This window comes from Roseobacter sinensis, from assembly GCF_025755255.1.
GTDB lineage: Bacteria > Pseudomonadota > Alphaproteobacteria > Rhodobacterales > Rhodobacteraceae > Roseobacter > Roseobacter sinensis.
The window spans coordinates 63,201-81,957 of sequence record NZ_JALIEB010000002.1 but is presented as its reverse complement, the minus strand read 5'-3'; the positions used below and the strand labels follow the sequence as shown (position 1 = coordinate 81,957).

Genomic DNA, 18,757 nt, shown 5'->3' with positions numbered 1-18,757 from the left:
TCGCGCCTGTTTCCTCCCTGAATGGCGCTTAATTCGAGGGCGGGCTTTTTCGGAAGCCCGCCCTTTCTTTTTGCAAAACCCTGTCCTAAGCTGCAATGCAGCGCCGGATGAGGGAGAAGTCTCATGGCAGAAAAAGACAAACCGTTGCTGATCAAGCGCTATGCCAGCCGTCGCCTCTACAATACCGAGACCAGCGACTACGTGACTTTGGAAGATATCGCGACCCTGATCCGGGAGGGCCGCGAGGTTCAGATTGTCGATCTGAAGTCAGGCGATGACCTGACACGGCAGTACCTCTTGCAGATCATCGCCGAGCATGAAAGCCGGGGGGAAAGCGTTCTGCCGGTCGATGTTCTGAACGACTTGGTGCGCAGCTACATGTCTCCGACCGCGAGCATCGTTCCGCAGTTCCTGCAGGCCTCCTTTGAGATGCTGCGCGACGGCCAAAGCCAGATGATGGACAAGATGACCGCGATGAACCCGATGGCCAAGATGCCCGGCTTCGAACTGATGCAGGCGCAGCAAAAGGCGTTCCTGAAAGCCATGACCGGCGGTCTGGGAACGACAAGTGGATGGAGCGCGCCGGACGCGGAGGACGAGGACGCGGGCGGTGAAAGCGGCGAAGACCTCGACGCGATCAAGAAGCAGCTCGCCGACCTTCAGGACAAGCTTTCGAAGCTGAAATAGCCCGCTATGCCACGGCCGGCCGGCTTGCGTCGGTGGCCTGCGCCATCGCGGCCAACAACACCTCGACAACCGCATCCAATGCGCTCTGGCTCAGCTGCACCGGCAGCCGGACATCGCAGGCGCGCATCAGCATGGCGCGCGTACGCGGCAGCTCTGGCAAGTCCTCGATGAACTGCCAGTTCCAGAAGGCCCGCGCGTTGTCGGTGCTCTGTCCGAACACCTGGACCTTCACGCCTGCCGCCTCTGTTGCGGCTGCGAAAGCCGCGATGGTCGGCTCATCGAGCCTAACGAGGTTAAACTGAATGCTGTCGGGCGCGCGCTCTTCTCCGTCGAGGGGGGCGGGCACGTCGATGAAGGGCGAGGCATTGAGCTTTTCGGCCACGTAGTCATGGTTCCGCCGCCCGTTGCGCACCCGTTGCGGCAGAGCGTCGAGCTGCGGGCGGATCAGGGCCGCTGACAGGTTGCCCAAGCGCAGATTGTAGAGCGGCAGCTTGTTCTGGTGCCGCGAGAAGGCCTCTTGCAGCACCGGATGCTTCTTCCAATTGTGCTCGTAGGCGCCCGACATGATGATTGCGCGCGCGACGAGGTCAGCATCATCGGTGATCAGAATCCCGCCTTCGCCGGCGTTGACCATTTTGTAGGACTGGAAGGAAAAGCAGCCGACGCGCCCGATCGTGCCGATCTTCCGCCCGCGCCAGACCGTGCCGAGCGAGTGGGCGGCATCCTCGATCACCGGCACGTTCGCTGCATCGCAGAGCGCCATGATTGCATCCATATCCGAGGTGTGACCCCGCATGTGACTGATGATCACCGCATCGGCCTGTGGCAGTCGCGCGGCAAAATCCTCGAGGTCGACACGATAATTCTCACCCACCTCGCAGAGCAGCGGCGCGCAGTCCGCATGGACCACCGAGGAGGGGACCGCCGCGAAGGTGAAACCCGGGATCAACACCTTTGCGCCTTTGGGCAGGTCAAGCGCCTTGAGCGATAGGAACAGGGCCGCTGAGCAGGACGAGACAGCCAGCGCATACTTGCGGCCCATCAGAGCGGCGAACTCTGCTTCCAGAAGAGCCACCGGTGAACCAGACGGTGCCGTATAGCGAAAGAGATCGCCGCTCAGCAGCAGCCGGTCGATTTCCGCCCGCGCCGCCTCTGGGATGGGCTCGGCCGCATGCATGTCGGGAAGCGTCATATTCGCATTTCCTTAATTTGATTTTCGGAAATACTAAATCTAAGCGGCGTGATCGCCAAGTGAATAGTTTGTGACGCGGGCCGAGGGGTCAGAAGCCGAGGCGGTCCCGCAGGGCATACCAGCTCATCGCAAGCACGAGCAGCGGGCTGCGCAGCGCGCCACCGCCCGGAAAGGCAGGGGTCGGCACGCAGCCCATGGTGTCGAACCCATCGGCCTCCCCCGCGATGGCATCGGCCATCAGCTTGCCCGCATGTGTCGCGGTGCCAACGCCGTGACCGGAATAGCCCGAGGCCGACAGAACGTTCGGCGCGACGCGGGCAAGGTAGGGGAATCGTTTCATGGTGATCCCGAGTGTGCCGCCCCAGGCGTAATCAATCTTGACGCCCTTGAGATGGGGAAACACCACCTCCAACGGTTTGCGGACCGTGGCTGCAATGTCGTTTGGAAACCTGTAGCCATAGCTCTCACCGCCGCCAAAGAGCAGCCGCCCGTCATGGCTCAGCCGGAAGTAATTGACCACAAACCGGCTGTCCGCGACGGCGACATCCCGCGTCAGCACCTTCTGAGCGCCTTCGCCCAGGGGCTCTGTGGCGACGATAAAGTTGTTGATCGGCATCACCCGGGCCGAGACCATCGGCGCAAGCGACGACAGGTAGCCATTGCAGGCCAGGATCACGTGATCGGCGCGGACACGCCCGGCTTCGGTGCGGACGGTGGCGGGTGATCCATGATCGAGGCGGCGGACGCAGGAGCGTTCGAATATCGTCACACCGGCCTCCTGTGCGGCCCGTGCGAGACCAAGCGCGAAGGCCAGGGGATGCAGATGCGCCGCGCCCATGTCGAGGATCCCGCCCTTGTAGTCGGGCGAGGGGCAGAGGGCATGGCAGGCCTGGGCGTCCAAAGCCTCCACCTTCGCATAACCATATGCGTCGGCCAGATGGGCCGCATAGGCGTGCAGGTCGCTGACATCGGACGTGCGGGAGGCGGTGTAGGCGATGCCCGGTTTCAGGTGGCAGTCGATCCGGTGCTCCGCAACCAGGGATTTCACCAGCGCCTTGGCGTCTTCTGCAAGCTCCCACAAGGCCCGCGCGCGGGTTTTGCCTACCATGCGCTCCAGCGCGTCCTGTTCGACCCGCTGACCGCTGCCCAACTGGCCGCCATTGCGTCCCGATGCGCCAAAGCCGACCCGATGCGCCTCGAGCACCACCACCCTGCGGCCGGCTTGCGCCAGATGCAGTGCGGCCGAGAGCCCGGTGTAGCCCGCACCGATCACGCAGACATCCGCCGTGACCTCGCCGTCCAGGCTGGCGAAGGGGGCAAGCGCATCGGTGCTGGCCGCATACCAGCTCTTGGGGTACGCACCCACTTCATCATTGGCATAGAGCAGGTCTACCATACGGACCGGCCACCCTCCCGAAATCGCACCCTTGCGCGGCGCCGCGCCGTCTGACCCAGCTCAGACGTTCAGCAGCAGATGCTCCCTTTCCCAAGGCGAGATCACTTGTAGGAACTCGTCGTACTCCGCACGCTTCACGATGGAGTAAACTCGCGAGAATTCCTTGCCCAGCACATCGTGCAGCTCGGTCGCCCCCTCGAAGAGATCGAGGGCCGAGCCCAGAACCCGCGGGATGTCGCCTTCGCCGTCATAGGCATCGCCCTTGAACTCGGGCGCGGGGTCCTGCTGCTCGATGAGTCCGAGATAGCCGCAGGCGAGGCTCGCCGCGATGCCGAGGTAAGGGTTGCAGTCCATCCCTGCGAGGCGGTTCTCGACGCGCCGCGCCTCCGGTCTCGACAGCGGAATGCGGATACCCGTGGTGCGGTTGTCGCGCCCCCACTGCAGATTGATCGGGGCCGCCTGATCTTTCACGTAACGGCGATAGCTGTTCACGTAAGGGGCGATCACCGCCATGGCGGCGGGCATGTGGCGCTGCAAACCGGAAATGAAGTGCTGGAATGCCTCGGTCTCCTCCGCGTCCTCGCCCGAGAAGATGTTGGCGCCCGTTTCCAGGTCGAGCACGGAATGGTGGATATGCATCGCGCTGCCGGGCTCGTCGGCAATCGGTTTCGCCATGAAGGTCGCAAAGCAGTCGTGGCGCAGCGCCGCCTCCCGGATCAGCCGCTTGAAGTAGAAGACCTCATCGGCCAGCTTCACCGGATCACCATGGCGCAGGTTGATCTCGAGCTGTCCCGCGCCGCCCTCTTGGGTGATGCCGTCGATCTCGAAGCCCTGCGCCTCGGCGAAATCGTAGATGTCGTCGATCACCGGGCCGAACTCATCCACCGCCGTCATCGAATAGGCCTGGCGCGCGGCCGCCGGTCGGCCAGAGCGCCCGACCATCGGTTCGATGTCTTTCGCGGGGTCGAGATTGCGCGCGATCAGGAAGAACTCCATCTCGGGGGCGACGACCGGCTTCCATCCCTTGTCGCGATAGAGCTGGCAGACGCGTTTCAGTACATTGCGCGGGCTGAAGGGCACCGGGACATCGGCCCTGTCATAGGCGTCATGGATGACCTGCAAGGTCCAGTCGCCGGTCCAGGGTGCCGCGGTCGCGGTGCTCATGTCCGGCTTCAGGATCATGTCCTTCTCTATAAACCCGTCCTCTCCGGCGGCCTCGCCCCAATCGCCCGTGATGGTCTGGAAAAAGATGCTGTCGGGCAGGTGGAAGTAGTCCTGCCGCGCGAATTTCGACGCGGGCACCGCCTTGCCGCGTGCAATCCCCGGCAGGTCGGAGATGATGCACTCCACCTCGTCCAGCCGGCGCCCCTCCAGATAGACCTGCGCGGCCGCAGGAAGGTTGCTTGTCCAGTCGGCCATCAGGCCCTCTCTTTCTTGAAAAACGCCGCCATCATGTCGGCGACCGCCATCCGGTCGGTGGGCTGATCGAGGCGTTGGCATGCGTCCTCCAGCAGCGCCGGCGGCACCAGAGCCTTGCCGCGGGTGCGGATCAGCCCGTCGATGAAGTCGGACCCGTACTCGGGATGCGGCTGGATCGTCCACATCCGGTCGCCGTAGACGAGGCCCGCATTTTCGCAGAAGGCATTGCTGGCGAAGACCTCGGCGCTGTCCGGTTTCATCACGACCTGGTCCTGATGCCAGGCATTTACGGCCATGGTCTGACCGGCGATGTTGTATTCGGTGCGTCCGATGGCCCAGCCGCCTGCGAATTTCTCCACGCGGCCCCCCATGGCCTGCGCGATGATCTGGTGGCCAAAACAGACGCCGATCATCGGCCGCCGTGCCGCATGGGCCGCGCGGATAAAGTCCTCAAGCGGCGGGATCCAGTCGTGATCCTCATAAGCGCCGTGTTTCGAGCCGGTGATCAGCCAGCCGTCCGCAGCCTCGACCGTGTCCGGGAAGATGCCGTCGCAGACCGGCCAGCCCTCGAAGCCGAACCCGTGCCCGTCCAGCAGACGTTCAAAGTAGGTGTCGTAGAGCCCGTCTTCCAGCAGCGTGTCCGGCGGATGGCCCGTCATCAGTATGCCAATTTTCATGCGTGCCTCATACCGTATCGAGGTAGATAGTGACCTGCTCGGCAGGGGACAACTCCTGCATGTAGTGCAACTCCTGCCGCTTGGTCAGAACAAGGTTGCGGATGAGGTCAGGCGCGAAGATGCGCGCGACCTGCGGGCTCTGCTCAAAGGCGTCGATCGCGGATTTCCAATCGCGCGGGATCTGCGGCAGATCGAGATCATAGGCGTTGCCGGTGATCGGGGCGGGCGGTTCAGCCGCATCCTCGATCCCCGCAATGGCGGCGCCCAACACCGCCGCCAACATGAGATACGGGTTCACGTCGCCACCGGCGACCCGGTGCTCGATGCGCCGGGCCGCCGGCGCCCCCGACGGGATGCGGATGGCCGAGGTGCGGTTCTCATAGGCCCAGCTGATGCCCGTGGGCGCATGGGCGCCTGGCACCATCCGGTCAAAGCTGTTGGCATGCGGCGCAAAGATCAGCGCCGAGCCCGGCATCGCATCGAGGCAGCCCGCCACCGCGTGGCGCAAAAGGTCGCTGCCCTCGGGCCCGCCGTTGTCAAAGACATTGTTGCGCTCTGCATCCAGCACCGAGAAATGCACATGCAGCCCCGAGCCCGAATAGTCTTCATAGGGTTTCGCCATGAAGCTGGCCGCAAACCCATGCTTGCGCGCCATGCCCTTGACCAGCATCTTGAAGAGCCATGCGTCATCCGCCGTGCGCAGCGCATCATCGCAGTGCATCAGGTTAATCTCGAACTGCCCCAGACCGGATTCGGAAATCGCTGTATCGGCGGGAATGTCCATCTCCTCGCAGGCGTCGTAGAGATCGGTGAAGAACGTGTCGAACTGATCGAGCGCGCGCAAGGACAGGATCTCGCCCGCCACACGGCGCTTGCCGGAGCGCGGCGAAGGCGGCACCTGCAGGGTCCGGCCGGAATCGTCGATCAGGAAGAATTCGAGCTCGACCGCGCAAACAGGGGTCAGCCCGCGCGCGGCGTATCGGTCGAGCACGGTTTTCAGCGCATGGCGGGGATCGCCGTCGTAAGGCCGCCCGTCTTCATGGAACATCCAGATCGGCAGCAGGGCGGTCGGTGCATCGAGCCAGGGCATGGGCATGAATCCCCGCTCCGTCGGCTTCAGCACCCCGTCGCGGTCGCCATGCTCGAAGACCAGCGGGCTGTCGTCGATGTCCTCGCCCCAGATGTCGAGGTTGAGCACCGACATGGGAAAGCGTGTGCCGCCTTCGATGGCCTTGTCAGCGAAGCGGGCCGGGATGCGCTTGCCGCGTGCCTGCCCATTCAGATCGGAGGCGGCCACACGGATGGTGCGCACCTGAGGATTTTTGCGAAGCCAGTTCTTCATGTTTCACCAGGGGGCGGGTGGCGACGGCCAGCGCCTGACAATTTGATCAAATTGACGGATACTACCGGATCAAGTTCGGGCGCAACCTCATTCTGGGCCGGACGTCTTGCGGCAAATGCCGGTTCAGGCGCGCGTTGACCAAGCCGAAGAGGGCGATCACCACGAGTGTCAGCAAAATGAAATAGAAAGCGAGGATCGGGTAGGGCACGAAGGGGTTGAAGGTCTTGTCCGCAAAGTAATTGGCATAGTAGAGGGCGTCGCCGCGCTGTTGCCAGGCCGGAAAGCCCGAGAAGAACACCAGCGCCGTTGCATGAAAGAGGAAGATGGCCTCATTGGTATAGGCGGGCCAGGCGAGCCGCAGCATCGTTGGCCAGATGATCCGCCGAAACCGCATCCAACCGGAGAGACCGTAGGCATCGGCGGCTTCGGTGTCGCCCTTGGGGATCGACTGGAGCGCGCCGAAGAAGATCTCGCCCGAATAGGCGGCGGTGTTGAAGAAGAGCACGATCAGCGCGCCGAGCCAGGCTGCCGTGAAGGGGTCAAAGATCGGCGAGACGGACTTCAGGTTAAGGAACAGGAAGTAGGCAAAGAAGAACTGAATAAAGAGCGGTGAGCCGCGGAACAGAAAGATGAACCACTCCGCCGGTTTGCGCAGCACCGCGCGCGAGGACGCCTTTCCCATCGCAAGGGCCGTGGCGAGAAAGAACCCCATCAGCAGCGCGAAGAGGCCGAAGTAGATGTTCCAGATCATACCGGACCCGATCAGCGTGAATTGCTGACACAGGGTGAAGTCGTCGCGCGGCAGCAGGCGTTCACCGATGCCGATGGCCCTCAGACCGTAATCCTGGATCGTCTGCAAGCAGCTCACGCCACCGCCGCCTTGCGTTGTGCTTCGCCCGCCGCCGTCGCCTGCCCATGGGTCAGCCGCGCCATGATGCGCGCCAGAACGACCTCGGAGACGCGGGTGAAGAGCAGATAGAAGACCAGGAGCGCCAGGAAGTACCACATGCGCCAGTCACCGTGCGGATAGTCGGTGAACCGGGGGGTCTTGGTGCCGCCCAGCTCGCGGGCCCAATAGACGATGTCTTCCACGCCCAGCAGAAACAGAAGCGGCGTGGCCTTGATCAGCACCATCCAGAGGTTGCTGAGGCCGGGCAGCGCATAGACCCACATCTGCGGCACCAGCACGCGCCAGAAGGTCTGGCGCTGCGTCATGCCGTAGGCTTCGGCGGTCTCCAACTGTGCCCGCGGGACGGCGCGCATCGCACCGAAGAGCACATTGGCCGCAAAGGCCCCGAAGACGATGGCGAAGGTCAGGACGGCGAGTGCGAACCCATAGGTCTCATGCACCCACTGCGGCGCGCTGCCCAGAGGCATTTTCGCGGCCTGGCATACGACGAAGTCATTGCCCTGCCGGATCGGCTCGGACCAGTCGGGGCAGAGCACCTTGTGGCGCAGATACTCGATGCCCTGATCGAGCGCGATCACGAAAAACAGAAAAAAGGCGATGTCGGGGACGCCCCTGACAACAGCGATGTAGCCCTTGCCGAACCACCGCAGCGGCGCGATCTGCGAGCGGGCCGCCGACGCGCCACCGAACCCGAAGAGCAGAGCGATGGGCGCCGTGATCGCAAGCAGAACCAGCACCGTGATGACGGAGAAGTAGATGGACATATGCTTGCCCGTGGTCAGGTAGCACGCCATCCACTGCCAGTCCGGCAGAACGCTGGGATCTGTACAAAAGCTAAAAATATCGCCCCCACAAAGTCACGGGGGGCAGCCGATGGCCGCCCCCTGCTATCCTATCAGAACTGACCGGAAATTTCCCACTTGGTCAAAAGCGCGTTCAGCGAGCCATCGTCCTTCATGGACGTGATTGCGGCGTTGAACTTCTCTTTCAGCTCCGTGTCGCTTTCGCGCAGGCCCAGCCCGATACCACCGCCGATCAGCTCTTCCTGCTCCAGCATCATCAGGTCCGGATCGGCATCCGCGATCGGTGTCAGGAAGGCCTTGTCGGCCAGCACAGCGTCCGCTTCGCCGTTTTTCACGGCCGCGATGGTCTCTTCGGGTGTCGCAAATTCGACCAGCGTTGCCCCGCTTTCAGCGATAAAGGCGGCCTGGATGGTGTTGGTCTGTGCCGCCAGAACGCCGTTCTCCAGATCCACGTCTGCCGAGGCGGCCACATAGGCCGATGGGTCGGGCAGCGTGTAGTTCTGGGTGAAGTCGATCACCTCGTCCCGCTCGTCCGTGATCGACATGCCCGCGATGATGACATCGTAGTTGCCCGAGACGAGGTTGGGGATGATGCTGTCCCACTCATTGGTGACCCATTCGCAGGTCAGCTCGGCGCGCGCGCAAAGCTCGTCGCCCAGATCGCGCTCGAACCCGGCAACTTCGCCTGCGTCATTCAGAAAGTTGTACGGAGGGTAGGCGCCTTCGGTGCCAAGGCGCACGGTCTTGCCGTGACCGTCGGCCAGCGCCAACCCGGCCGAGAGCGCCAGGGCCGCTGTCGAAAGAATGAGGTGTTTCATGAGAGTACTCCCTTGTTTTTGATTAGTTTACGCCGCGTGGGTTGCAGAAAGAAACCCGCGCAATCGTTCGGATTTGGGCGCGCCAAAGAGCGTCTCGGGCGGCCCTTGTTCTTCGATGACCCCCTGATGCAGAAAGACCACGTGGTCCGACACATCAGCGGCCAGTTTCATGTCATGGGTGACGATGATCATCGTCCGTCCCTCGGCGGCGAGGTCCTTGATCACCTTCACAACCTCCTGCTCCAGTTCCGGGTCGAGCGCCGAGGTCGGCTCGTCAAAGAGCAGCGCTTCGGGTTCCATGCAGAGCCCGCGCGCGATCGCCGCGCGCTGCTGCTGGCCGCCGGAGAGCTGGGCCGGGTAGACGTCGCATTTGTCGCCGATGCCCACCTTGTCGAGATAGGCGCGCGCGGCCTGTTCCACCTCGTCCCGGTCGCGGCGCAGCACCGTGAGCGGCGCCTCCATCACATTCTGCAGGATCGACATATGGGCCCAGAGATTGAACTGTTGGAACACCATGGACAGATTGGTGCGGATGCGCAGCACCTGTGCAGGATCCGCGGGGCGGCGGTGATGGCCCTCACCTTTCCACGATACCGGCTCGCCCTTGAATATGATTTCGCCCTGCTGGCTGTCTTCGAGCAGATTGCAGCATCGCAGCAGCGTGGACTTGCCGGAACCCGACGATCCGATCAGGGAGATCACATGGCCTTTCGGCGCGGAAATGCTGACCCCCTTGAGCACCTCCAGCGCGCCATACGCCTTGTGCAGGTCTTTGATTTCAATAACCGGTTGCTCAACAGCCAAGATGCCAGCCCTACGCATGATTCAAGGCGGTATAAGGGGTCAATTTTGCGCATTTTGCAATGTGGAATGCGGGAATCGTCGCCTTCCGCAGGGTCAGGTGCGGAAAATTACCAGGCGCGCCGATGATTTCAGCGCGGTGGCAGCGGCTCGGCCAGATAGGCGGAGGCTGGGATCTTCACGACCCCCTGCAGCATGAGCCGCGCGCGGTCGGGGGGGCTGAGGGCCTTGATGGCCTGATCGACGGCGTCGAACAGGCGTGCCGTCTCATCCCGCTTTGCCGAGATCAGGGGCAGTCCGGGCGTGGGCCGGGTCGATACCAGCACCCGCAGATCCGTCGCGACCTCGGTGTCGCGCGACAGCAGGCGCCAGGTCACCGCGTCGATTGCGGCGAGATCGGCGCGGCCCTCTGCCACCGCCTGCGCGGAGGCGGCGTGGCTGCCTGTGTCCAGCGTGCGGCCGAGGAAGCTGTACCTATGCCCGTTTTCCGACAGATGCCCTTCCATGGCCGCCCAGCCGGATTGCGAGCGGGCATCGTTGCGGGCCAAGACGGCACCCTCGAAAGCGGCGAGAGCGTCGCGCGGGTCGGTCTTGCGGATCACGACGACCGAACGATAGAAGCCGGGCGGGCACCCCTCGACGCCATAATCAGGCGTTCCCACCAAGGCGACGCGCTCATGCAGACCGCTGCGGTAGGGCAAGCCGCAGGTTTGCGACAGCAGCAGATCCGGGTTGTTCCAAGTGTCATGCGGATCGGTCTGGCGGTCCAGAACCTCGGGGCCGGATCCGTGGGCGGAGCGGATCAACGCCCACAGCCGATCGTTTGCCGCTCGTGTGCTGGCGGTGTCGTACATCGGCAGGCTGGCCGTCATCCGCTATTGTCGACAGCCTGCCGGGCCAGTGCGGAATCGCGGTCGCTGATGCCCAGAAAATTGGCCGCCATGCGAACCAGCGCGTCCTCTTCCTGTGCCCGCGCGCCGTCGGCCAGCACCACCTGCCAGAGCGCCTGCACCACGGCGCGGCGTTCTTCGTAGGGCACGGCATCCTTGATGGCGCGGGTGAATCGCACGGTATCGGGCGCTTCGGCCTCCAGGGCTTCCGCCTCGGCCCGCAGGGCAGCCGTTGCACCCGGGCCCAGCCCGTAGCGGCGCGCGGTGATCTGGTCGATCCGCTCCCTTTCACCGGCGCTGTAGTCGTTGTCGGAGCGTGCGATGCGCACAAGCAGGGCGGTGAGCGCGAGGCGCGCATCCTCATCAGGCAGCGGCTCCGGGGTCGGTTGCGTAAGGCGTTTCACGAAATCAGCAAACATGACCGCGATATAGTCGGGTTTTTGCGGGCTGCCAATGTCACTCCTGCCGCAAAGCCGCCTGTCGTGCCGCGGCGATGTCCTCATCGCTGAGGCCAAGTGCGGTTTCGATCGCCAGAAGCTGCACCTCTTCATCTGCGTCGCGCTCGCCATCGGCCAGAGCCACGCTCCACATCGCATCCGCAAGCGCCTTGCGCGCCTCGTAGTCGACCTCGTCGCGCAGGATCCGGGCGAACTCCGGCGTGCCCGGGGCGTGCCGCTCCAGTGCCTCGCAGGTGGCGCGCAGCTTGGCGGCCTCGAGCGGTTTGAGCCCGAAGGTGGCGGAGAGGATGCGGTCGATCTGTCCGACTTCAGTGGCCTGATAACTGCGGTCGGCCATGGCCACACGCACCAGTAGGGCGCCCAGTGCGAGTTGCGCATTGGGTTGCGGCAGGGGCGTCGGGTCAGGCTTTCGACGGGGAAAAAGGCGTTCGAACATAAAAACTTAGCTGAGGTCTGGGGATTTTCCGAAGCGCAGGTTGTCCAGGGCGAGGCCCTCCGGATCGGTATTGGTGATCAAGACGCCTGCGATATCTGCCTCGCCCGTCGCCCGCAGAAACCCGAAGGCGAACTCCCCCACCGGCGGCAGCTCCACCGTCATGATCTCCTGCCCGCCGCGCCGGTAGAACACCGCCGTGGCCGCGCCGTCTTCACCGCCGCGCAGCTGAAAGGACAGGGCGGACTGGTCCACATCGAAAAGAACCGCAATCGCGCCTTCGCCCTGCGCATGCCGCTTCGGATACCCGGCAACCCCATAGCCGTTCAGCACATGATTGCCCCCGAAGTAGACAACCGAAAGGTTTTCGCCCTCCGCGCCCGGCATCAGGGTCAGCGGGGGCAGGACGGCACCGGTGACAACATCGTGATTGCCGTTGGCGGACAGGACCTGCCCCGCGAAGCGTTCGGCGAAACTCGCGCCATCGAGGGCGAGCACATCCGGGATCGCATGGCCTGGGCCATAGCTGGCGCGGGTTTCTTCAAAGGTGATGACCTGCGTCAACGCCAGGGCTTCGGGATCGACGAGGCAAACCGGCGCGCCACAGGCGGCGGCGACGCGGCTGGCGCAGACAAGACAGAGAGCAAGGGTCAAACGCATGGCAATACCTTGGCACGCAAACCGGTATCTGCCTAGTGCACAAAAGGATCAGGCTGGCATCAGCGATCTGAACAGGGCCGCGAGTCGCGCGGCCTCATCCGACAGGCCATAAGGCGGCATGATCACGAAGAGCCCCGAGCCGACCATACCATGCCCGGGCCTCGCCGGCGGAAAGCGAACCTCGTGCCGCAGGGCTGCGGGGTGGGCCGTTTCCAGTTGCGCCACCATCTGTTCGTGGGCCGCTCGCGCGAGGATCGGATACCACAGGCAGATTGTGCCGACATTCCACGCCCGCACGATCTTGGCGATGTGGCGCGGGATCTCGGTATAGTCGGTCTTTATCTCGTAGCTCGGGTCGATCAGCATCAGCCCGCGCCGGGGCGTTGGCGGGGTGAGCGCATGGGCCAGGGCAAAGCCGTCCTGCCGGTAGCACTTGGCCGAGGTCCGCGCGAGCGCTGCCGAGAGCGCGCTGTGTTCCTGGGGGTGCAACTCGGCGAAATGTACCGCATCGGTCGGGCGCAAAAGCTCCGCAGCGATGAGCGGCGAGCCGGGATAGCAACGCGGCCCATGGGCCGAACGCACGGATCGCAGAGCGCGGCTCAGGGGATGATCGGCGTCGAACCAGGTGCCGACCTTCTCGATCCCTTCTGCGGCTTCGCCGGTCTTGCGGGCGGCCGGGTCATCAAGATCGTAGAGGCCGCGTCCTGCATGCGTTTCGATGTAGGTGACCGGTTTGTCTTTTCGCGTCAGGTAATCGAGCATCCACGCCAGAAGGGCGTGTTTGTGCACATCGGCGAGATTGCCCGCATGATAGATGTGTTGATAGCTGAGCATGCCGCGGGTTTACCGCAAAGCGGACAGGGCGCAATCGCCAATGTGGCGCGGGGCAATAGCCGCCCCGCACGTCCCGAGGGCCTCAGGGCCGTTTTGCGCGGCTGAAACCGGCCAAGGACGCCAGGCCAAACAGCGCAAAGACCATCGACGCGTTCAGCGGAATAGGAGTGACGTGCCCGTCAGGGTCTTCGCTGATTTCGGACGTCAGTTCAAAGCTCGCCTGGTATCCGAAGAAACCGCAGTACCCATCCGGCAACTCCAGAGCGGCACCATCCGCAGCTGTACATCCTGCCGGCAGGAAATCACCCGCCGCGCCAAAGAAGTCCACGGTGTCGGCCTCGGTGTCGATCCGCAGGTCATAATCGCCAGCGGCATCGAAGACTTCGAGCTCGCTCAATTCACCGGAGGCCGTTCTGGTCTCGTCATAGCTGGTTCCCACCCGGCAGTCGAACGCGTCGCCGAGCGCGCAGTCGGCGTCCGAGGTCGGCATCAGCTCAAACTCGAACGGAAGCTCCTCTCCGACGGCCAAACCCGCAAACGGCGCCAGGTACGATTGGACGGCGCTGCTTGGGCTGAAGTCGGACGGATAGCAACTGTCGTCTCCGGCAAAGCAGGTGTCGCCGTCTTCGGTCTGTAGCTCGGACAGACGATCCCCAGAAAAACTGGCCATGAAACTGACGGTGCCCGCCGACGCCCCGCCGGATACCGCGCAGAACGCGACAGCAATCGGTAAAATTTTATGTATCAAGGTAGAAACTCCCCAAAATCAATCCCCAATTCGGCGACACGTTATGCGCGAGATTCATCGTGAGAAAAGGGGCTAAAGGCTTGATCGGCCTATGTTCGCCGGAAAGGCGCGATAAGCCGCCGACCGGCGCGCGGATCGTCGCTCACCGAGATTTCAGACCAGGCGAGAAATATCTTTCGCTGCGCGCACGAAGTCTTTGAACAGCGGATGCGGATCGAAGGGCTTCGACTTCAGCTCGGGGTGAAACTGGACACCGATGAACCAAGGATGATCGGGCCACTCGACGATTTCGGGCAGCTTGCCGTCGGGAGACATGCCGGAAAAGCACAGGCCGGCGTCCTCAAGCTTGTCGCGATATTTGATATCGACCTCATAGCGGTGACGGTGGCGCTCGTCGATGGTGGTGGTGCCGTAGACCTCGGCGACCCGCGATCCGCCGGTCAGAACGGCGTCATAGGCGCCGAGACGCATGGTGCCGCCCTTGTCATCCTCGACCTTGCGCGAGACCTTGGCATTGCCCTGGACCCACTCCTTGAGGTGATAGACCACGGGTTCGAACCGTTTCTTGCCGGCTTCGTGGTCGAACTCTTCCGAGCCCGCGGCCGTGATTCCGGCCACATTGCGCGCCGCCTCGATCACGGCCATCTGCATCCCCAGACAAATGCCCAGGTAAGGCACCTTCCGGGTCCGGGCGAACTCGGCGGCCTTGATCTTTCCTTCGGTTCCGCGTTCCCCGAAGCCGCCCGGCACGAGGATCGCGTGGAACCCTTCCAAATGTGGGGCAACATCGTCGGATTGATCGAACACCTCGGCATCGACCCATTCGACGTTGACCTTAACGCGATTGGCCATGCCGCCGTGGGTGAGCGCTTCGGCAATGGATTTATAGGCGTCCTCGAGTTGGGTGTACTTGCCGACGATGGCGACCTTAACTTCGCCTTCGGGGTGATGCACCCGGTCGGAGACATCCTGCCAGACGGTCAGATCGGGGCGCGGAGCGGGGGAGATATCGAAGGCGTCGAGCACCGCCTGGTCGAGCCCCTGCTCGTGATAGGCGAGGGGGGCGTCGTAGATCGTTTTCAGATCATAAGCGGCGACCACCGCCTCCTTGCGCACGTTACAGAAGAGCGCGATCTTGGCGCGTTCCTTCTCCGGGATCGGCTGCTCGGACCTGCAGACGAGGATGTCCGGTGCGATGCCGATGCTCTGCAGCTCTTTCACCGAGTGCTGGGTCGGCTTGGTCTTCAGCTCGCCCGAGGCCGCGAGATACGGCAAAAGTGTCAGATGCATGAAGATGCACTGTCCGCGCGGCTTGTCATGACTGTATTGGCGAATAGCCTCGAAAAATGGCAGGCCCTCAATGTCGCCAACGGTGCCGCCGATTTCGCAGAGCATGAAATCGACCTCGTCCGCACCGATGTCGAGGAATGCTTTGATCTCGTCGGTCACATGCGGAACGACCTGGATCGTCTTGCCGAGATAGTCGCCGCGCCGCTCCTTCTCGAGCACGTTGGAATAGATCCGCCCGGACGAGACGGAATCGCTGCTGCGGGCGGGCACGCCGGTGAAGCGTTCGTAGTGCCCAAGGTCGAGGTCGGTCTCAGCACCGTCATCCGTCACGAAGACTTCGCCATGCTCAAACGGCGACATGGTGCCGGGATCGACGTTGAGATAGGGATCGAGCTTGCGCAGCCGCACCGAGAAGCCACGCGCCTGCAGCAACGCACCCAGAGCCGCCGATGCGAGCCCCTTACCGAGCGAAGAGACCACACCGCCGGTGATGAAGATGTAACGTGCCATGGCCTGAACTGCTCCCGTGCCTTTGTGCGGTCAAAAATCCGCTTGGATCGGCTGCGAACGTCACAGCTCCACGGGACTTAAGCCTAACAGGATTCGGAGGTGGAAGGCAAGACGGCACGCAACATGATGTTGCAAAACATCTCACATCCGCAAGGGGTTGTAGTTAGAGATTAATCTAGGGTGGGCACCAGCGGCGCGTTGTCGTCCGGGCTCGGCGGCAGCAAAAGGTCGCTCTCGGGCACCGCGGGGGCCTCGGCGTCGGCCTGCGCGGGTGGCGTGACACCAAGCCGGTCGACAACCGACGACCCGGTGGCATTCTCGGCGGCAAAGATCGTCAGCGTGATCGATGTGCAGATGAAGGCGATCGCCAAAAGCCAGGTGACCTTGCCCAGGGCGGTGGCCGCTGCGCGACCCGTCATGGCGCCGCCTCCGCCGCCTCCGCCCATACCCAAACCGCCCCCTTCCGAGCGCTGCATCAGCACGACGGCGATCAGGCTCAGCGCGAGGATAAGGTGCACGATCAGGATGACGTTTTCCATGAATGACCCAATGCGGTTCGGTTGGCTTTCGGGCTATCTAGGCAAGTTTGCTGCCGCTCGCAAGGGAGGATTGCCGCAACGCTGTCACCCGGTCACACAGCAAGACCGCCGCCGGATGTTTCCGCCAGGCGGCGGTCTGTCGAAGCTACTCTCTCATGCGCGCAACTAAGAGGAAATTCCTGGAATTGAGGCGCTGCAGACTCGCTTCACGTAAAAAGTGTATCACATCCGGTGCCAGAAATCGCGTTCAAATGTGCGCCTGTGGATAAGTCCGGCATCGCAGCGCTGGACAAGTCGCGCGCCGCGCCGCACAGTCGCGTCATGCCCCATGATGATCCAGATCATCCGCATACGCTGCTACCGCCTGATCCTGCGTTGCGGGTCAAGGCGCTCGAAACCATCCTTACCCGCAAGGGGCTCGTTGATCCGGCAGCGCTGGATGCGATCATCGATACCTATGAACACAAAATCGGCCCGCGCAACGGGGCGCATGTGGTTGCGAAGGCCTGGTCCGATGCGGGGTTCAGGGCCGCGCTTCTGGAGGACGCGACCGCAGCGGTCAGCGATTTGGGTTATTTCGGCCGGCAGGGCGAACATATCGTGGCGGCAGAGAACACGCCCGAGGTGCACAACATGGTCGTCTGCACCTTGTGCAGCTGTTACCCATGGCCGCTGCTGGGTGTCCCGCCGGGGTGGTACAAATCCGACGCCTATCGCGCACGGGCGGTGCGCGCGCCGCGGGCTGTGCTGGCGGAGTTCGGGGTCACGCTGCCCGAGGAGACGGCCGTGCGGGTCTGGGATTCGACCGCAGAGGTGCGGTATCTCGTGATCCCCCGGCGTCCGGCAGGGACCGAAGGATGGAGCGAGACGGCGCTTATGGATCTGGTCACACGCGACAGCATGATCGGGACCGGGCTGGCGCTGGCTCCCGAGCAGACGGCGTCATGACGCGGCCGCATGACATGGGGGGCCGATACGGCGACGGGCCGGTGGTGCCGGAGCCTGAGACACTGCTGTTTCACGCCGAGTGGCACAAGCGGGCGCTTGCGATCACGCTGGCTGCGGGGGCACACGGCAAATGGAACCTCGATGTGTCGCGCCATGCCCGCGAGGGGCTTGCACCGGCGGACTATGCGCGGTTCTCTTATTATGAGAAATGGATCGCCGCGCTGGCCGATCTGCTGATCGAGAGCGACCTGGTCAGCCGGGATGAGTTGGCCGGCGCGGCGGCCGCCGCAGCACCCATGGCCGAGACCACCCTGCGCGCCGAGGCGGTTGCGGATGTGCTCGCCAAGGGCGGGCCGGCGACACGGCCCAGCAATGTGGAACAGCGCTTTCAACCCGGAGACCCGGTGCGAACGCGCCGGATCGCGGCCAACACGCTGGTCGATGGCGGGCACACGCGCCTGCCGCAATATGCTGCCGGTGCAACCGGCCGGGTGATCCGCTATCACGGCACGCATGTGCTGCCCGACAGCTCGGCACACCGTCTGGGCGATGCGGCCGAGCCGCTCTACGCGGTGGCCTTTCCCGCCACAGAGCTCTGGAGCCACCCGGAGCATCCGCGCGACGAGGTGATCCTCGATCTGTGGCAAAGCTATCTGGAGCCCGCATGAGCGGAGCACCCGAGCCGGTGTTCAATGAGCCGTGGCACGCTCAGGTCTTTGCCCTGACGGTGCATCTGCACGAGGCGGGGCACTTCGACTGGCCGGACTGGGCGCGCCGGTTCGGGGCGACCTTGGAACGCCACGGGCTTCACAAGGACCTCGACGGAGGCGATGACTATTTCACCGCCTGGATCGAAACGCTCGAAGCGCTTCTCGCCGGTCTGGACCTTGCGCAGGCGGATCAGGTGGCCGCGGTCAAGGCAGATTGGGAAGCGGCCTATCTCGGCACACCCCACGGTGAGCCGGTGACCCTGGCCGGCTATTCGTCGACGTCATCCACGTCGGACTGACCGGACAGCGCGCGTCGCACGTGGCTCCAGCTCAGCCCGATGCCGAGGACAAGCGACAGGGCAACGAGACCCAGCCAGACGTTGAAGCTGGAGTTGTCCAGCCGCAGGATGCCCAGATCGTAGAGCACCCAGATCAGCGCGCCAACGACGGCAAGCACCAGGATCATCCCGCCCGCCCCGATTGAACGCAGCGTGGCACGCAGATAGATGATATAGCCGATCGCCAGCAGCAGCCCCAGCAGGACAGCGATCGATAGGTTCATGTCGCCGTAGTCGCGGACCCAGTTGAGATAGTTGTACTGCGTGGGATTGAACGTCAGCGTGAGCAGCCCAAACGCGAAGAACCACCGTGTCAGAAACCCCATGTCTGCCTGCCTTTTCCGCGATCTTTCG

The 18,757-nt window shown here is 63.5% G+C and carries 22 protein-coding genes; 4 read left to right on the top strand and 18 right to left on the bottom strand.

Going from position 1 to position 18,757, the window contains the following annotated elements; all coding sequences use genetic code 11:
• The first annotated feature begins 123 nt into the window (after positions 1-123).
• A complete protein-coding gene (phaR, locus tag MUB52_RS03225) occupies positions 124-687 on the top strand; it encodes a polyhydroxyalkanoate synthesis repressor PhaR (RefSeq protein ID WP_263842754.1) in 564 nt (187 codons plus the stop codon).
• A gap of 4 nt (positions 688-691) precedes the next feature.
• Here phaR and MUB52_RS03220 read toward each other — a convergent pair whose 3' ends face one another.
• The 17 genes from MUB52_RS03220 to secG all read right to left on the bottom strand — a co-directional run bounded on the left by MUB52_RS03220 (position 692) and on the right by secG (position 16,407).
• Positions 692-1,879: a DegT/DnrJ/EryC1/StrS family aminotransferase gene (locus MUB52_RS03220; protein WP_263842753.1), complete on the bottom strand. Its 1,188-nt coding sequence runs from the start codon at positions 1,877-1,879 to the stop codon at positions 692-694.
• 88 nt (positions 1,880-1,967) lie between these two features.
• Entirely contained in the window at positions 1,968-3,275 is a 1,308-nt protein-coding gene (locus tag MUB52_RS03215; protein ID WP_263842752.1) for an NAD(P)/FAD-dependent oxidoreductase, read from the bottom strand.
• Positions 3,276-3,335: 60 nt separating this feature from the next.
• Positions 3,336-4,694 (bottom strand): glutamine synthetase family protein, encoded by a 1,359-nt coding sequence (locus MUB52_RS03210; protein WP_263842751.1) that lies wholly within the window; start codon positions 4,692-4,694, stop codon positions 3,336-3,338.
• Positions 4,694-5,371, bottom strand: coding sequence for a type 1 glutamine amidotransferase (locus tag MUB52_RS03205; RefSeq protein WP_263842750.1), 678 nt, complete (start codon positions 5,369-5,371; stop codon positions 4,694-4,696). The genes MUB52_RS03210 and MUB52_RS03205 overlap by 1 nt, the downstream gene beginning before the upstream one ends.
• A 7-nt stretch (positions 5,372-5,378) precedes the next feature.
• Positions 5,379-6,713 carry a glutamine synthetase family protein gene (locus tag MUB52_RS03200; RefSeq protein WP_263842749.1) on the bottom strand — a complete coding sequence of 445 codons (1,335 nt, stop codon included), beginning with the start codon at positions 6,711-6,713 and terminating at the stop codon, positions 5,379-5,381.
• 61 nt (positions 6,714-6,774) lie between these two features.
• Positions 6,775-7,581 carry an ABC transporter permease gene (locus MUB52_RS03195; protein WP_263842748.1) on the bottom strand — a complete coding sequence of 269 codons (807 nt, stop codon included), beginning with the start codon at positions 7,579-7,581 and terminating at the stop codon, positions 6,775-6,777.
• Entirely contained in the window at positions 7,578-8,465 is an 888-nt protein-coding gene (locus MUB52_RS03190) for an ABC transporter permease (RefSeq protein ID WP_263843141.1), read from the bottom strand. The genes MUB52_RS03195 and MUB52_RS03190 overlap by 4 nt, the downstream gene beginning before the upstream one ends.
• A gap of 53 nt (positions 8,466-8,518) precedes the next feature.
• A complete protein-coding gene (locus MUB52_RS03185; protein ID WP_263842747.1) occupies positions 8,519-9,244 on the bottom strand; it encodes a transporter substrate-binding domain-containing protein in 726 nt (241 codons plus the stop codon).
• A 27-nt stretch (positions 9,245-9,271) separates the two neighbouring features.
• Positions 9,272-10,048, bottom strand: coding sequence for an ABC transporter ATP-binding protein (locus MUB52_RS03180; protein ID WP_404818179.1), 777 nt, complete (start codon positions 10,046-10,048; stop codon positions 9,272-9,274).
• Between the two features lie 128 nt (positions 10,049-10,176).
• Entirely contained in the window at positions 10,177-10,917 is a 741-nt protein-coding gene (locus tag MUB52_RS03175; protein ID WP_263842745.1) for a phosphate/phosphite/phosphonate ABC transporter substrate-binding protein, read from the bottom strand.
• On the bottom strand, positions 10,914-11,354 hold the full coding sequence (locus MUB52_RS03170) for a tellurite resistance TerB family protein (RefSeq protein ID WP_263842744.1): 441 nt from the start codon (positions 11,352-11,354) through the stop codon (positions 10,914-10,916). The genes MUB52_RS03175 and MUB52_RS03170 overlap by 4 nt, the downstream gene beginning before the upstream one ends.
• Before the next feature lie 37 nt (positions 11,355-11,391).
• Positions 11,392-11,829, bottom strand: coding sequence for a tellurite resistance TerB family protein (locus MUB52_RS03165; protein WP_263842743.1), 438 nt, complete (start codon positions 11,827-11,829; stop codon positions 11,392-11,394).
• A gap of 6 nt (positions 11,830-11,835) precedes the next feature.
• A complete protein-coding gene (locus MUB52_RS03160; RefSeq protein WP_263842742.1) occupies positions 11,836-12,486 on the bottom strand; it encodes a hypothetical protein in 651 nt (216 codons plus the stop codon).
• Between the two features lie 48 nt (positions 12,487-12,534).
• Positions 12,535-13,320: a 23S rRNA (adenine(2030)-N(6))-methyltransferase RlmJ gene (locus MUB52_RS03155; RefSeq protein ID WP_263842741.1), complete on the bottom strand. Its 786-nt coding sequence runs from the start codon at positions 13,318-13,320 to the stop codon at positions 12,535-12,537.
• 82 nt (positions 13,321-13,402) lie between these two features.
• Positions 13,403-13,990 carry a hypothetical protein gene (locus tag MUB52_RS03150; protein ID WP_263842740.1) on the bottom strand — a complete coding sequence of 196 codons (588 nt, stop codon included), beginning with the start codon at positions 13,988-13,990 and terminating at the stop codon, positions 13,403-13,405.
• A gap of 231 nt (positions 13,991-14,221) precedes the next feature.
• Complete coding sequence (locus MUB52_RS03145; RefSeq protein ID WP_263842739.1) at positions 14,222-15,868, bottom strand: CTP synthase; 1,647 nt, start codon at positions 15,866-15,868, stop codon at positions 14,222-14,224.
• A gap of 170 nt (positions 15,869-16,038) precedes the next feature.
• Entirely contained in the window at positions 16,039-16,407 is a 369-nt protein-coding gene (secG, locus tag MUB52_RS03140; protein WP_263842738.1) for a preprotein translocase subunit SecG, read from the bottom strand.
• 321 nt (positions 16,408-16,728) lie between these two features.
• Here secG and nthA point away from each other — a divergent pair, with 321 nt between their 5' ends.
• From nthA to MUB52_RS03125, 3 genes are read left to right on the top strand one after another with little or no spacing between them, the layout of a single operon-like run.
• Entirely contained in the window at positions 16,729-17,355 is a 627-nt protein-coding gene (gene nthA, locus MUB52_RS03135; protein WP_263843140.1) for a nitrile hydratase subunit alpha, read from the top strand.
• Positions 17,352-18,023 carry a nitrile hydratase subunit beta gene (gene nthB, locus MUB52_RS03130; RefSeq protein WP_263842737.1) on the top strand — a complete coding sequence of 224 codons (672 nt, stop codon included), beginning with the start codon at positions 17,352-17,354 and terminating at the stop codon, positions 18,021-18,023. The genes nthA and nthB overlap by 4 nt, the downstream gene beginning before the upstream one ends.
• Complete coding sequence (locus MUB52_RS03125) at positions 18,020-18,364, top strand: nitrile hydratase accessory protein (protein ID WP_263842736.1); 345 nt, start codon at positions 18,020-18,022, stop codon at positions 18,362-18,364. The genes nthB and MUB52_RS03125 overlap by 4 nt, the downstream gene beginning before the upstream one ends.
• On the opposite strand, the gene MUB52_RS03120 is transcribed toward MUB52_RS03125, so the two are convergent.
• On the bottom strand, positions 18,334-18,729 hold the full coding sequence (locus MUB52_RS03120) for a DUF6524 family protein (RefSeq protein WP_263842735.1): 396 nt from the start codon (positions 18,727-18,729) through the stop codon (positions 18,334-18,336). The genes MUB52_RS03125 and MUB52_RS03120 overlap by 31 nt on opposite strands.
• Positions 18,730-18,757: the final 28 nt, after the last annotated feature.

Excerpts from the sequence above, each read along its gene's own strand:
- phaR (WP_263842754.1), top strand. The coding sequence starts at position 124 with ATGGCAGAAAAAGACAAACCGTTGCTGATCAAGCGCTATGCCAGCCGT.
- MUB52_RS03220 (WP_263842753.1), bottom strand. The coding sequence starts at position 1,879 with ATGACGCTTCCCGACATGCATGCGGCCGAGCCCATCCCAGAGGCGGCG.
- MUB52_RS03215 (WP_263842752.1), bottom strand. The coding sequence starts at position 3,275 with ATGGTAGACCTGCTCTATGCCAATGATGAAGTGGGTGCGTACCCCAAG.
- MUB52_RS03210 (WP_263842751.1), bottom strand. The coding sequence starts at position 4,694 with ATGGCCGACTGGACAAGCAACCTTCCTGCGGCCGCGCAGGTCTATCTG.
- MUB52_RS03205 (WP_263842750.1), bottom strand. The coding sequence starts at position 5,371 with ATGAAAATTGGCATACTGATGACGGGCCATCCGCCGGACACGCTGCTG.
- MUB52_RS03200 (WP_263842749.1), bottom strand. The coding sequence starts at position 6,713 with ATGAAGAACTGGCTTCGCAAAAATCCTCAGGTGCGCACCATCCGTGTG.
- MUB52_RS03185 (WP_263842747.1), bottom strand. The coding sequence starts at position 9,244 with ATGAAACACCTCATTCTTTCGACAGCGGCCCTGGCGCTCTCGGCCGGG.
- MUB52_RS03175 (WP_263842745.1), bottom strand. The coding sequence starts at position 10,917 with ATGACGGCCAGCCTGCCGATGTACGACACCGCCAGCACACGAGCGGCA.
- MUB52_RS03170 (WP_263842744.1), bottom strand. The coding sequence starts at position 11,354 with ATGTTTGCTGATTTCGTGAAACGCCTTACGCAACCGACCCCGGAGCCG.
- MUB52_RS03165 (WP_263842743.1), bottom strand. The coding sequence starts at position 11,829 with ATGTTCGAACGCCTTTTTCCCCGTCGAAAGCCTGACCCGACGCCCCTG.
- MUB52_RS03160 (WP_263842742.1), bottom strand. The coding sequence starts at position 12,486 with ATGCGTTTGACCCTTGCTCTCTGTCTTGTCTGCGCCAGCCGCGTCGCC.
- MUB52_RS03155 (WP_263842741.1), bottom strand. The coding sequence starts at position 13,320 with ATGCTCAGCTATCAACACATCTATCATGCGGGCAATCTCGCCGATGTG.
- MUB52_RS03150 (WP_263842740.1), bottom strand. The coding sequence starts at position 13,990 with ATGGCCAGTTTTTCTGGGGATCGTCTGTCCGAGCTACAGACCGAAGAC.
- MUB52_RS03145 (WP_263842739.1), bottom strand. The coding sequence starts at position 15,868 with ATGGCACGTTACATCTTCATCACCGGCGGTGTGGTCTCTTCGCTCGGT.
- secG (WP_263842738.1), bottom strand. The coding sequence starts at position 16,407 with ATGGAAAACGTCATCCTGATCGTGCACCTTATCCTCGCGCTGAGCCTG.
- nthA (WP_263843140.1), top strand. The coding sequence starts at position 16,729 with ATGCCCCATGATGATCCAGATCATCCGCATACGCTGCTACCGCCTGAT.
- nthB (WP_263842737.1), top strand. The coding sequence starts at position 17,352 with ATGACGCGGCCGCATGACATGGGGGGCCGATACGGCGACGGGCCGGTG.
- MUB52_RS03125 (WP_263842736.1), top strand. The coding sequence starts at position 18,020 with ATGAGCGGAGCACCCGAGCCGGTGTTCAATGAGCCGTGGCACGCTCAG.
- MUB52_RS03120 (WP_263842735.1), bottom strand. The coding sequence starts at position 18,729 with ATGGGGTTTCTGACACGGTGGTTCTTCGCGTTTGGGCTGCTCACGCTG.